The organism is Saonia flava (genome assembly GCF_011927795.1).
GTDB classification, from domain to species: Bacteria; Bacteroidota; Bacteroidia; order Flavobacteriales; family Flavobacteriaceae; genus Saonia; species Saonia flava.
On record NZ_JAATJJ010000002.1, the window covers coordinates 858,671 to 872,516 of the forward strand.

Sequence of the window (13,846 nt, forward strand, 5' to 3'; positions counted from 1 at the left end):
ATACGTATATCTATTATTTATTCCTTGGCGGATATTTAGAAAAAACCTTCTCCACAACTTGCCGTAATATAGCTTCCCTATCATTTGGCGAGGCATTATCTCTATAGGCACTTTCACTGACGGCTTGCCAAAAAAGGAAGTCCTTTTGGCTATCTATAAAATCGAACTGAATTTGACGCTCTATACCAGAACGACCAATAGGCAATCCTATGGAAACCCCACCACCGATATTACCCCCTGTACCACCAACTCCTACCCCAACAGCATTTCCACTTGGGTTTCTATACGCATCACTCAAAATATTGATGTAAAATTCTGGTTCTTCAGAAAGTAAAAACCCTTTTCCCAATAGTTTAGAATCAATTGCTTTAATCAAACGTTTGGCATCCAATTCACTTAATCCAGTTTCTATATCAGGATAATAGTTATAGGTAGTGTAGTTAGAGAAATTTGTTTCCCTATCATAGTCATAATTAACATGTACTGCACCACATGCAGTTAAAAATAAAACGAATACAAAAATTACTAACCTATTCATTGTTATCTATTTAAATAAAAATAACAAATTTTGAGGTATGCTAGTGGGAAAGAAAGATTTATTCGTTCAACATCGCCCAAAGCCTATCTTTTAGCTCTTGTAATCCTAGTTGTGCTACTGAGGACACAAACATATATGGGGTGCCCTTAAAATCCTTGTCAAGTTCAATTCTCATTTCGTCCATCAATTCATCATCCAACATATCAGCCTTGGAAATAAGGATTAATCGCTCTTTGTCCAAAAGTTCAGCATTATACCTGCGCAGTTCATTCAATAAAATCTCATATTCCTGACTGATATCCTTACTATCCGCCGGAATCAAGAATAAAAGAGTTGCATTGCGCTCAATATGCCTTAAAAAATAATGTCCCAGACCCTTGCCTTCAGCAGCTCCTTCAATAATTCCAGGAATATCTGCCATTACAAAGCTCTTAAAATCGCGATATTCCACAATCCCTAAATTAGGTTTCATGGTCGTGAATTCATAATCCGCAATTTTTGGTTTAGCAGATGTCATCACAGACAATAGAGTAGATTTTCCTGCATTGGGAAAGCCAACTAGGCCAACATCGGCCAAAACTTTTAACTCCAATGTAATATGAAGCTCTTCACCTGGAATCCCCGGCTGTGCATATCTTGGCGTTTGGTTGGTAGAGCTTTTAAAATGCCAATTACCCCGGCCACCCATTCCACCCTTGGCTACAATTTTTTCTTCGCCATCCTCTGTAATTTCAAATAGAATGTTATTGGTTTCCGTATCCCTGACCACGGTACCCAAAGGAACTTCCATATAAACATCCGCACCATCTGCACCCGTACTGCGACTCTTACTACCGTGTGCGCCATGCTCTGCCTTAAAATGTCTTCTATGTTTAAAGGTGACTAGTGTCCAAAGATTTTTGTTCCCTTTTACAATAACGTGGCCGCCACGACCACCATCACCCCCGTCTGGCCCTCCTTTGGTAATATATTTTTCACGATGTAAATGCACAGAACCCTTGCCCCCATTTCCTGAAGAAACATGCATTTTTACATAATCTACAAAGTTGCCTTCGGTCATTTTTAAGTTTTGGGTTAAACGTATTTGGGCTAAAGATTAGATTTATTTTAATCTAACTCTTCTATCACCTTCTTTAAACGCTCTGTAATTTCTTCTATAGTTCCAATTCCATTTACACTATGGAATTTGCCCATGTCTTCATAAAAATCTTTTAAAGGAGCGGTTTTTTCATTGTACTCATCAAAACGATTTCGAATTTTTGCTTCGTCTTGGTCATCAGACCGTCCACTGACTTTACCCCTCTCTAAAAGACGTTCAATCAACACCTCATCATTGGCCTCCAAGGCTATGGTTGCATTGATCTCCATATCCCTAGATTCCAAAAATGTGTCCAAAGCCTCTGCCTGAGCTGTAGTCCTAGGAAAACCATCAAAAATAAAACCACTTGCTTCTGGGTTTTTTTCAACTTCCTCCTGTAACATTTTAATGGTAACCTCATCGGGAACCAATTCCCCTCTATCAATATAAGATTTTGCTAAAGTTCCAAGCTCCGTTCCATTTTTAATGTTATAACGAAATACATCTCCGGTAGAAATATGCTTTAAATTATATTTTTCTTTTAAAAATGAAGCTTGGGTACCTTTTCCGGCACCTGGTTTTCCAAAAAGGACAAGGTTGATCATATGGCGTTGGTTTAATTGGTATACCTCTTTTAAATTTCTACCCAGTTCTTTGTAATCTAGGCCATAACCCACAATAAATTTATTTGGGATTTCCATTCCTACATAGTCAATGGTATATTCCCCATTATAAATATCCGGTTTGTAAAATAAAGAAGCTATTTTAAATTCTTTTACATTGGTGTTGGAAAATAAATGCACCAGTTCCTGCAAAGTGCGACCAGTATCAATGATATCCTCCAAAATAATTACACTTTTCCCATCAATATTTTCTGGCACATCCAACAAGGTCTCAACAATGCCTGTAGAAGTTAACCCCCGATATGAGCTTAGTTTTACAAAAGATACCTCACATGGATGTTGATAGGCTTTCAAAAAATCCGAAACAAACATAAAAGCACCATTTAACACCCCCACAAAAACAGGAGTTTCATCCTTATAATCGATAGCAATTTTATCTGCAATATTTTGTACTGCAGACAGAATTTCTTCCTCACTAAGAAATGGTTTAAAGTATGTATCGTGAAGCTTTATCAAGTCTCAAAAGATTAATAGGTTGGCAAAGATAACATTTTGAACGCTGTTTTTGTATTTAAGACATTGGTTTTGAGATTTAGCTGTATTTTTGTTGTAAAATCAAGGTATTTTACTTTGAAATAAATTTTTATATGAACTACTTTTCTTCTGATTTCATACTAGGAATCCTTGGTGGCGGACAATTGGGAAAAATGCTGTTATACGAAACTCGGAAATTAGACATCTACACACATGTTCTAGACCCATCAAATGAAGCTCCCTGTAAGATTGCATGTAATAAATTTTTCAAAGGTGATTTATTGGATTTTGATACGGTATATAAATTTGGAAAAAATGTTGATATTTTAACTATAGAAATCGAAAATGTAAACATTGAAGCCCTAGAAAAGTTGGAAGATGAGGGCGTACAGGTTTATCCACCTACCAAGGCCTTAAGAACTATACAAAACAAAGCCACGCAAAAATTATTCTATACAGACCATAATATTCCAACGGCTCCTTTTTCTCGTTTTGCCTACAAAAGTGAAATTGAGGATAGCATTGCCAATGGCGGGCTACAATTCCCTTTTGTTTGGAAAGCCGCCCAATTTGGCTATGATGGACAAGGCGTAAAAGTAGTACGCTCCGTTAAAGATTTAGATGATTTACCTAACGGCGAATGTATTGCAGAGGATATGATTCCTTTTAAAAACGAATTGGCTGTTATTGTCGCAAGAAATCTAAATGGCGATGTGGTTACATATCCTGTGGTAGAAATGGAATTTCATCCAGAAGCCAACCAAGTGGAATATGTCATCTGCCCAGCTCGCATAGATGAGGCCGTAGCCAAAAAGGCAACGGAAATTGCCTTAAAAGTATCCAATGAAATGAAACATGTGGGACTTTTGGCCGTAGAAATGTTCCAAACCAAGGAGGATAAAATTTTGGTGAACGAAGTGGCTCCAAGACCACACAATAGTGGACACCATACTATAGAATCTAGTTATACCAATCAATTTGAGCAGCATATTAGAGCTATTCTTAACCTCCCATTGGGAAATACAGAAAGTAAAGTTGCGGGAATTATGGTAAATTTGGTAGGTGCGGAAGGCCATACAGGCGATGTAGTCTATGAAAACATAGAAGATATCTTGAAATTGAATGGAGTTACACCACATGTTTATGGTAAAAAACAAACCCGCCCTTTCAGGAAAATGGGCCATGTAACCATAGTCAACAAGGATATTGATACGGCAAGAAAAATTGCACAACGAGTAAAAGAAACAATAAAGGTAATAAGTAAATAAAACTATGAGCAAAGTAGCAGTAGTTATGGGCAGCACAAGCGACCTCCCAGTAATGCAGGAAGCCATTGATATTCTAAAGGGTTTTGATATTGAGGTAGATGTGGACATTGTTTCTGCACACCGTACCCCGGAAAAATTATTCGATTTTAGTAAAAATGCCCATACAAATGGCTACTCGGTTATTATTGCTGGTGCGGGTGGTGCAGCACACTTACCGGGAATGGTGGCATCCTTATCTCCATTGCCCGTAATTGGGGTACCCGTAAAGAGCAGCAATTCCATAGATGGCTGGGATTCTATCCTTTCCATTCTTCAAATGCCTGGAGGAGTACCTGTTGCAACGGTAGCTTTAAATGGCGCCAAAAATGCAGGGATTCTTGCTGCCCAAATTATTGGAAGCTCGGATAAATGTGTTTTGGATAAAATTATATTCTACAAAGAAGGACTTAAAGAAAAAGTGATTAAAGGAGCAGAGAAAATGAAAAATAAATAACCTCCTATTTCTAAATAATTAAAATGAATTACCCTTCAATCATTGGTTGCATTTTAAGCGTTCTTGGAATAGTACTCTTATTAATATTTAAAACTAAGATTCATAATCCGTACTTAAAATGTCTTTGGAGAAGTTCCCTCACCTTCTTTGTACTATATATTTTGATTTTAACCACTGTTGCGCTTCGATGGAACTATCTTGAAAATCAAATTCTTGCCTATGATTTAAATAGCAATGGCAATATGGAATGGAATGAATACACCGAAGAATATAAAATTGCAAGTCAAAGATTCATTAGTGATACAGCAAGAAATTTTGCATTTCTTACAGGAGCCGTTTTTTCTTTGATTATTTCTAGTTTGATTCTACTAGTTGATTTAATTCAAACACGTTTAAAACTAAAAAAAATACTGTTTAAAAAATGAACAACCCACTTCTTTCTCCTTTTGATATCGCTCCTTTTTCTAAAATTAGAAACGAGCATTTTAAACCTGCTTTTTTTAAGGCCATTGAAATGGCCCGTGCAGAAATTGATGCCATTACCAGCAACATTGAGGCACCTACTTTTGAAAATACCATTGAAGCTTTGGATTTTTCCGGCCAACAATTGGATAGGATTTCCAGTGTGTTTTTTAATTTAAATTCTGCTGAGACCAATGAAGAAATCCAAAAAATAGCCCAGGAAGTTTCTCCCCTTCTTTCTGAATTTGGAAATGATATTACCTTAAATGAGGAACTGTTCAAAAGAATAAAATTGGTTTATGATGGTAAAGATTCATTAGACCTAACTGTTGAACAAGAAACACTTTTAGATAAAAAATACAAGAGTTTTAGTCGTAATGGTGCCAATTTAGATGAAGGCAAAAAGAAACGCTTAAGGGAGATTGATGCAGAGTCAGCCAAGCTAAAACTCACTTTTGGTGAAAACATATTGGCTGAGACCAATAAATACCAAATGCATTTAACCAATGAAGCAGACTTGGATGGATTGCCTGACGGGGCAAAAGAAGCTGCTGCCCAATTGGCAAAATCAAAGGAATTAAAGGGTTGGCTAATTACTTTGGACTACCCTAGTTACATTCCCTTTATGAAATATGCCACAAACAGAGAACTGCGCAAAGAGTTGTCTCTAGCTTTTGGAAGTAAGGGTTTTAAGGGAGATGAACTGGACAATCAAGAAAATGTAATAAAGATTGCCAACTTAAGGCATGAAAGGGCAAATTTACTGGGATATAAAACCCACGCCCATTTTGTTTTGGAAGAGCGAATGGCAAAAACCCCTGAAAAAGTATATGATTTTCTAAATGAATTGTTGGAAAAAGCAAAACCAGCCGCTGAAAGAGAATTTAAACAATTGCAAGATTATGCAAAAGAGTTAGATGGAATTGACCAATTACAAAAATGGGATGGAAGTTTTTATTCAGAAAAATTAAAGCAAAAACTCTTTGACCTGGATGATGAAAAACTAAAGCCCTATTTTAAATTAGAGAATGTTATTACAGGTGTTTTCAAGGTAGCAGAAAAATTATATGGGTTAAACTTTAAAGAGGTTTTTGATATTGACAAGTACCATGAAGATGTAAAAACATATAGGATTTATGACAAAAAAGGCGATTTTATCTCTCTTTTTTATGCGGATTTTCATCCTAGGCCCGGAAAACGTGGTGGAGCATGGATGACTTCTTACAAAACACAGTATGTGCAAAATGGAAATAATATACGCCCACATATTTCCAATGTTTGCAATTTTACCAAACCCACAGAAAGCAAACCTTCCTTATTAACTTTTAATGAAGTTACTACTCTATTCCATGAATTTGGACATGGATTGCATGGTATGTTGGCCAACACAATCTATCCAAGCTTGTCTGGAACTTCTGTTTATTGGGATTTTGTGGAGTTACCAAGTCAAATATTGGAAAACTGGTGTTATGAAAAAGAGGCCTTGGAGCTGTTTGCAACCCATTATAAAACGGGAGAGGTAATTCCTATGGAACTGGTACAAAAAATAAAGGAGTCCTCTACCTTTCAGGAAGGAATGGCTACCCTAAGACAACTGAGTTTTGGTTTATTGGATATGTCATGGCATGGTGCAGACCCGTCCAACATTAAAGATGTGAAAGCTCATGAAACGAAAGCTTTTAAAGGTACCAACTTATATCCAGATACTCCTGAGACTTGTATGAGCACTGCGTTTGCACATATTTTCCAAGGCGGGTATTCTTCTGGTTATTATAGCTATAAATGGGCCGAGGTTTTGGATGCGGACGCTTTTGCCTATTTTAAGGAAAAAGGGGTTTTTAACAAAGAGGTAGCCACAAAGTTTAAAGAAAATATACTTTCTAAAGGAGGTACCGAGGACCCAATGGAACTCTACAAACGCTTTAGAGGTGCAGAACCCAAAATTGAGCCCTTATTGGAAAGGGCGGGACTGATTAAGAAAGTAGTCTAGCTAGTTTTCCTTCCAGGCATCGTAACCTCCGAGAAGATTTACTGTTTTATAACCTTTGGATTCCAGTAATTCACTGGCTTTAGCGCTCCTGCCCCCCATTTTACAATAGAGGTAAAGCGTCTTGTTTTTATCAATGGATTCAAATTGCTTTGCAAAATCTTCGTCAAACCAATTAATGTTCATAGCACTGTCCAAATGCCCCATGTTATATTCCTCGGGCGTTCTAACATCAACCAAAATACCTTTGTCGATATCCTTTTGTGATAGTTCTGTGATAGGAATTTCCTTTTTTTGTGAACACCCCACCTGACCAATAATCAATAAAAAAAGAAGAAGAAACCGTTTCATAAATACTTGTTTTTACCAAAGCTAATCATATTTAATGATAAAAATTCCATTACTTTTGATATCGAAGAAAAATGACAACAAATCTATTACATCCAGATAAATGGGTAGATCTTTATGCTGACTACCTTTTTAATTATGCAGTAGCTCGAGTGAGCGATGCAGAAACTGCCAAGGATTTGGTACAAGAAACCTTTTTTGCAGGGTTAAAATCTGCCAAAAACTATAAAGGCGACGCCACAGAGCGTACATGGCTCATTGCTATTTTAAAAAGGAAGGTGATTGACCATTATAGAAAAATAAATTCTAAAAAGGGAAAGGCAGAAGTTCGTATCAATTATAGCTCCAATTCCGATTCGGATGGGGATTGGCTAGAGGAGCAGGTAGCCGATCCATTTAGCACTTTAGAAAATGATTTTATAGAAAATGAGGAACTGGGACTTGCGATACAAGAATGTATATCCAAACTTCCTAAAAAGCAATCGTTGGTCTTTAACATGAAAACTATCCAAGGTGTAAGTACAGAAGATATTTGTAAAGAGCTTGGAATTAATCCGTCTAACCTTTGGGTAATGGTCCATAGAGCTAGAACTGCTCTTATGGGTTGCCTTAATGAAAATTGGTTTTAAATATGATTTCTTGCGAAGAAGCGGCAAAAATATGTAACAAAGCGCAGTACAACGAAGCTCCCTTGCTGGAGAAGTTGAGACTTAAACTTCACATTTTATTTTGTAACACATGTTCTAAGTTTAGTAAAAAGAATACACAACTCACATCACTTTGTGACAAAGCAGATCTTCGTTGTCTATCTGAGTCTGAAAAAGTGGAAATGAAAGAAAAAATAAAGCCTGAGCTTTAAATCCAGTTATTCAATCCCCAAATTATCCCCCACCAAAATATGGGGACGGCTTCTAACCAAAATGAAGCAAAATATTTTTTTTGAATTCTTTTAGTGGTATACATCATTATTCCCAAGGTCAGAAACAATATTCCTTTAGCAATTGTTTCCAAAATGGAAAGACTATCAATAAAGAAAGTAAGAGCAAAAAAAAGCACTGTTGCAAATGAGCCCAAAATTTTAGTTTTTGCAACTCCAAAACGTTGGGGCAACGTTTTTAAATTAGGAGAATCATATTGTAAATCCCTAATTTCAAAGGGCAACAATAATATAAGCACCAAAACAAACCGCTGAATTGTTTCTATCCACACATCCCAATTCAGAGCAGTCTTCTGAGCAGCCACAACTGGCAAAATTACGGTTGTACCTGCCCATACAAGAGCAACCAAAAATACCTTTAGCACACCTAAACTTCTAAGATTTTTTGCCTTCGGAAAAACTGGTAATGCATAAAGCCCAGTTAATATAGCCATGATTCCCAGAACCTTCCATATTTCGATAGGTAAAAAATATGCATGATATAAAGCTAACAAAACAGCGATAAAACTGGCAAACTGAATATTCTTGTGATACCTATTTGCCACCAATATATATTTCTCCGCCTCTACCCCATATTTGATAAAATTATAACATGCTATTGTGCTAAAAAAAACAAAAAAAGAAAGATGGATATGTAACGGTAGCTCCAAAAAATAATGAGTGATGTGAAAAAGGGCCAATACAGAAAAAGCTACATGGATACTGGCATCCAGATAAAAGTCAAAAAGTATTTTTGGCCATTTCATCAAGCAAAAATAGCCAAACTGTTAATAAGGTAACGTTTTGGTTAAAAACTTTAGTCCATAGAGACTTGTTCTGGATGAAATTTGACATAATAATTGGCTATTTTTGATGCACTTTTTTATACGATATTTATGATGACAGATGTATTTGCACTACGCCATATAGGTGTTTGGGAAGATAAAGAACACATGCTTAAAACCATTGGTGCCGAGAATTTGGAGCAGTTAATACAGGAGACCATTCCCAATGATATTCGGTTAAAAGAACCCTTAAAACTTTCTAAAGCGCTAAGTGAGCATGAGTTCCTCACCCATATTCAAAATCTATCCGAAAAAAATAAAGTCTTTAAATCCTATATTGGATTGGGATACCATGAGGCCATAGTTCCATCTGTTATACAAAGAAATATTTTGGAAAATCCAGGTTGGTATACTGCCTACACACCCTACCAAGCGGAAATCGCACAAGGTCGCCTAGAGGCCCTCTTGAACTTCCAAACAATGGTAACCGATCTCACAGGAATGGAACTTGCAAATGCCTCGCTTTTAGATGAAAGTACGGCAGCGGCTGAAGCTATGACCATGCTTTTTAATGTTAGAAGTAGAGAACAAAAGAAAAATGACGTAGTAAAGTTCTTTGTTTCGGAAGAAGTCTTACCTCAAACATTATCGTTGTTACAAACCCGTTCCATCCCTTTGGGAATTGTATTGGTCGTGGGCAACCATGAAGAATTTGGTTTTAATGATGACTTCTATGGTGCCCTTATACAATACCCAGGGAAACATGGTCAGGTTTATGACTATTCAGGTTTTGTTGCCAATGCAAAAGAAAATGGTATTAAAGTAGCAGTTGCAGCCGATATTCTTAGCCTAGTGCTATTAAAAGCTCCCGGTGAATTTGGGGTTGATGTTGTAGTAGGCACCACGCAGCGTTTTGGAATTCCATTGGGATATGGTGGGCCACATGCTGCTTTTTTCGCCACCAAAGAAGAATATAAAAGAAACATTCCGGGAAGAATTATTGGTGTCACCAAAGACATGGACGGTAAAAGTGCCCTACGTATGGCATTACAGACAAGGGAACAACATATAAAAAGGGATAAAGCCACTTCCAACATTTGCACAGCACAAGTCTTATTGGCAGTTATGGCTGGCATGTATACCGTTTATCATGGGCCGAAAGGGTTAAAGTATGTGGCGGAAAAAATACATGATTCTGCTAGATTAATAGCCGAAGTTGCAAAAGAATATGGAATTAAGCAATTAAATTCATGTTACTTTGATACAATTAGACTTTCCATCGATAATATTGATTTTTTAAAAAAAATAGCTGCTTCTTTAAAAATAAACCTTAACTATATTGATGAAACTACTGTTTCAATTTCTTTAAACGAAGCAGTAACCTCAAAAGACATCTGCGACCTTTCAAGATGTTTTCATTCATTGAGCAATTATAATGAAGATGGTCTGCCCATCAGAAAGCATTCTGATTCCGATACCGATACCGATACCGATACCGATAAATCAATGGTTAAAGATTCTGAAGGATTTACTCAAATTTTAAAAGAATCTTTCATTAAAATCCCTGATGAAAAATTGATCCCCAATTCCCTCCAAAGAAACACTCCTTTTTTAGAAGCTGAAGTTTTCAATTCCTATCATTCTGAAACTGAGTTGATGCGTTATATCAAAAAATTGGAGCGTAAAGATTTGGCACTCAATCATTCCATGATTTCATTAGGTTCCTGTACCATGAAATTGAATGCCGCAACCGAAATGTTGCCTTTAAGCTCCCCTAAATGGGGAAATATTCATCCTTTTGCTCCAATTGAGCAAGCTGAAGGCTACCAAACAATCCTCAAAGAGCTCGAAAAAGACCTAAATACAATCACTGGGTTTGCCGGCACTTCTTTACAGCCCAATTCGGGTGCGCAAGGAGAATTTGCAGGATTAATGGTAATACGGGCTTATCATGAGTCAAGAGGAGAAGGTTATAGAAATATCTGTTTGATTCCCGCTTCCGCACATGGCACCAACCCCGCCTCAGCTGTTATGGCCGGAATGAAGGTAGTTGTTACAAAAACAGATGAAAAAGGAAATATTGATGTGGCCGATTTAGAAGAAAAAGCACTTCTACATAAAGAAAATTTATCCGCGTTAATGGTCACTTATCCATCAACACATGGGGTTTTTGAATCATCCATTAAGCAAATAACAAAAATCATCCATGACAATGGTGGACAAGTATATATGGACGGTGCTAATATGAATGCGCAAGTTGGCCTTACCAATCCTGCCACTATTGGAGCTGATGTTTGTCACTTAAACCTTCATAAAACTTTTGCCATTCCACATGGTGGTGGTGGTCCTGGAGTTGGTCCCATATGCGTGGCAGAACAACTGGTGCCGTTTCTTCCGACCAATCCTGTAATCAAAACTGGAGGCGAAAATGCTATTACAGCAATTTCCGCCGCTCCTTGGGGAAGTTCCTTGGTGTGCTTAATCTCCTATGCCTATATAAAAATGCTTGGTGAATATGGTTTGTCCCAATCCACTAAAATTGCCATTCTAAATGCCAACTATATAAAAAATCGGTTAAGTAGTGGTTATAATGTTCTCTATACTGGAGAAAAGGGCAGGGCCGCACATGAAATGATTATTGATTGTCGACCATTTAAGGAAAATGGGATTGAGGTGACGGATATTGCTAAACGTTTAATGGATTATGGCTTCCATGCTCCAACTGTATCATTCCCCGTTGCTGGAACTTTAATGATAGAACCCACAGAAAGTGAAAGTTTGGCAGAATTAGATCGCTTCTGCGATGCCATGCTTTCTATTAGAAAAGAAATTGAAAACGCAACAGAGAACAACAATAATGTATTAAAAAATGCACCACACACAATGGATATGTTAACCAATGACCACTGGGATTTTCCCTATAGTCGACAAGAGGCTGCTTTTCCATTGCCCTATGTTTCTGAAAACAAATTTTGGCCGAGTGTAAGAAGAGTGGATGATGCCTATGGAGACCGTAATTTAATTTGCACATGCACGCCTATTGAGGCTTATGCAGAAGTTTAAAAGATCTCAAAACATACAAAAAATAGGTGTTTTCCCATTTTTAGTTTCCCATTTCTAAATGAAAAAATAGGCATTGTTTTCTTGTTGAACATCGTATTGATTATGCAAATTTTAGTCGCCTAAATTATTTTTTCGATAATTTTAAGAGATATAATACAACTATATGAATATTGGCATTACTGGGACTGGTTGTTACGTTCCCTCCATTAAAATTGATAATACAGATTTTAACAAAAATGAGTTTTTAAATGCAGATGGCACTGCTTTTGGCAACTCCAATGAGGTCATTATTGAGAAATTCAAATCTATTACTGGGATTGCTGAAAGAAGATATGCTGAGAAAGATTTAAAAACTTCAGATTTAGGCTCACTGGCTGCAGAAAAGGCTATTGAGGATGCCAAGATTAATAAAGAAGACCTAGATTATATAATTTTTGCACATAATTTTGGCGATATTGTCTATGGCACAATACAAGGCGATATGCTACCAAGCCTTGCCACAAGGGTAAAACACAACCTACGTATAAAAAACCCCAAATGTGTGGCCTATGATATATTATTTGGCTGTCCAGGATGGGTAGAGGGTGTAATACAAGCGCAAGCATTTATTAAGAGTGGCATGGCAAAAAAATGTCTCGTTATCGGGGGAGAAACTTTATCCAGAGTTACCGATCCACATGATAGAGATAGTATGATCTATTCTGATGGTGCTGGGGCTACCATAGTGGAGGCAAACAGTGATGGAAACATTCTCAATCATACCTCAGCCACATATGCCAATGGGGAAGCATATTACCTTTATTTTGGCGAAACCTACAATCAAGATACTAAAGAAGACACCAAATACATTAAAATGTTTGGTAGAAAAATTTATGAGTTTGCAGTAACCTATGTACCCCAGGCATTAAAGGAATGTTTGGATGGCAGTGGTATTGGTATAGACGATGTAAAAAAAATATTCATTCATCAGGCAAATGAAAAAATGGATGAAGCCATTGTAAAACGTTTTTACAAATTGTACGAAAAAGAAGTTCCAAAAGGCATAATGCCCATGAACATCAGCAAAATGGGTAATAATTCTGTAGCGACCATTCCGACACTTTTTGATATGGTAAGGCGTGGAAAGTTAGAAAATCAAGACGTGCAAAAGGGAGATGTTGTTATCTTTGCCAGTGTTGGCGCTGGGATGAACATCAACGCCATTGTCTATAGATACTAGCATGTATAAAGTATACCCGAGCAAAAGATATAAAAACACCTTAGAATTTCTTAAAAAACACATCCCCAAGGATCAATCCATATTGGATTTGGGGGTTGAAAATCCTTTTTCTAGAATCATGAAAGAAGAGGGATATTCTGTTACCAATACAAAAGGTGAGGACTTAGATGTTAATTTTTCCTCTGTTACTTCATCCAATGCACAAGTAATTACCGCTTTTGAAATTTTTGAACACCTGTTAGCTCCGTTAAATGTTTTAAAAGAAGTAAAAGCTAATAAGTTAGTGGCCAGTATCCCTATGCGATTATGGTTTTCAACCGCCTATAGAAGTAAAACTGATATGTGGGACAGGCATTACCATGAATTTGAAGATTGGCAGTTTGATTGGCTATTGGAAAAAGCTGGTTGGGAAATTAAAGCAACCCATAAATGGACCAATCCTGTTAAGAAAATAGGAATAAGACCTTTATTAAGGTTTTTTACACCTAGATATTACATTGTATATGCCGAGCGCAAGAAAAATTGAAATTTT

The 13,846-nt window shown here is 36.9% G+C and carries 13 protein-coding genes; 8 read left to right on the top strand and 5 right to left on the bottom strand.

The genetic code is table 11. The features are described from left to right. Positions 1-13: 13 nt before the first annotated feature. From GGR42_RS16045 to GGR42_RS16055, 3 genes are read right to left on the bottom strand one after another with little or no spacing between them, the layout of a single operon-like run. A complete protein-coding gene (locus GGR42_RS16045; RefSeq protein WP_167966202.1) occupies positions 14-538 on the bottom strand; it encodes a DUF4136 domain-containing protein in 525 nt (174 codons plus the stop codon). A gap of 58 nt (positions 539-596) precedes the next feature. Further along, positions 597-1,598, bottom strand: coding sequence for a GTPase ObgE (obgE, locus tag GGR42_RS16050; RefSeq protein ID WP_167966204.1), 1,002 nt, complete (start codon positions 1,596-1,598; stop codon positions 597-599). Positions 1,599-1,645: 47 nt separating this feature from the next. Next, a complete protein-coding gene (locus tag GGR42_RS16055) occupies positions 1,646-2,755 on the bottom strand; it encodes an adenylate kinase (RefSeq protein ID WP_167966206.1) in 1,110 nt (369 codons plus the stop codon). A 131-nt stretch (positions 2,756-2,886) separates the two neighbouring features. On the opposite strand from GGR42_RS16055, the gene GGR42_RS16060 reads away from it, so the two are divergent. Genes GGR42_RS16060 through GGR42_RS16075 form a run of 4 tightly spaced genes read left to right on the top strand, consistent with a single transcriptional unit; the run spans position 2,887 to position 6,986 of the window. Next, positions 2,887-4,041, top strand: coding sequence for a 5-(carboxyamino)imidazole ribonucleotide synthase (locus GGR42_RS16060; protein WP_167966208.1), 1,155 nt, complete (start codon positions 2,887-2,889; stop codon positions 4,039-4,041). 4 nt (positions 4,042-4,045) lie between these two features. Continuing rightward, on the top strand, positions 4,046-4,534 hold the full coding sequence (purE, locus tag GGR42_RS16065) for a 5-(carboxyamino)imidazole ribonucleotide mutase (protein WP_167966210.1): 489 nt from the start codon (positions 4,046-4,048) through the stop codon (positions 4,532-4,534). A gap of 23 nt (positions 4,535-4,557) precedes the next feature. After that, positions 4,558-4,959, top strand: a complete 402-nt coding sequence (locus GGR42_RS16070; RefSeq protein WP_167966212.1) for a hypothetical protein — start codon at positions 4,558-4,560, stop codon at positions 4,957-4,959. After that, positions 4,956-6,986, top strand: coding sequence for a M3 family metallopeptidase (locus tag GGR42_RS16075; RefSeq protein ID WP_167966214.1), 2,031 nt, complete (start codon positions 4,956-4,958; stop codon positions 6,984-6,986). The genes GGR42_RS16070 and GGR42_RS16075 overlap by 4 nt, the downstream gene beginning before the upstream one ends. Here the strand turns inward: GGR42_RS16075 and GGR42_RS16080 are convergent, their stop codons facing one another. Then, a complete protein-coding gene (locus GGR42_RS16080) occupies positions 6,987-7,334 on the bottom strand; it encodes a rhodanese-like domain-containing protein (RefSeq protein ID WP_167966216.1) in 348 nt (115 codons plus the stop codon). A gap of 71 nt (positions 7,335-7,405) precedes the next feature. Here GGR42_RS16080 and GGR42_RS16085 point away from each other — a divergent pair, with 71 nt between their 5' ends. Beyond that, positions 7,406-7,960, top strand: coding sequence for a sigma-70 family RNA polymerase sigma factor (locus GGR42_RS16085; RefSeq protein WP_167966219.1), 555 nt, complete (start codon positions 7,406-7,408; stop codon positions 7,958-7,960). Between the two features lie 226 nt (positions 7,961-8,186). Here GGR42_RS16085 and GGR42_RS16090 read toward each other — a convergent pair whose 3' ends face one another. Next, positions 8,187-9,014: a UbiA prenyltransferase family protein gene (locus tag GGR42_RS16090; protein WP_167966221.1), complete on the bottom strand. Its 828-nt coding sequence runs from the start codon at positions 9,012-9,014 to the stop codon at positions 8,187-8,189. 129 nt (positions 9,015-9,143) lie between these two features. On the opposite strand from GGR42_RS16090, the gene gcvP reads away from it, so the two are divergent. From gcvP to GGR42_RS16105, 3 genes are all read left to right on the top strand, one after another. After that, entirely contained in the window at positions 9,144-12,095 is a 2,952-nt protein-coding gene (gene gcvP, locus GGR42_RS16095; protein WP_167966223.1) for an aminomethyl-transferring glycine dehydrogenase, read from the top strand. Positions 12,096-12,258: 163 nt separating this feature from the next. Continuing rightward, positions 12,259-13,314: a 3-oxoacyl-ACP synthase III family protein gene (locus GGR42_RS16100; protein WP_167966225.1), complete on the top strand. Its 1,056-nt coding sequence runs from the start codon at positions 12,259-12,261 to the stop codon at positions 13,312-13,314. Between the two features lies 1 nt (position 13,315). After that, positions 13,316-13,840 carry a class I SAM-dependent methyltransferase gene (locus tag GGR42_RS16105; RefSeq protein ID WP_167966227.1) on the top strand — a complete coding sequence of 175 codons (525 nt, stop codon included), beginning with the start codon at positions 13,316-13,318 and terminating at the stop codon, positions 13,838-13,840. Positions 13,841-13,846: the final 6 nt, after the last annotated feature.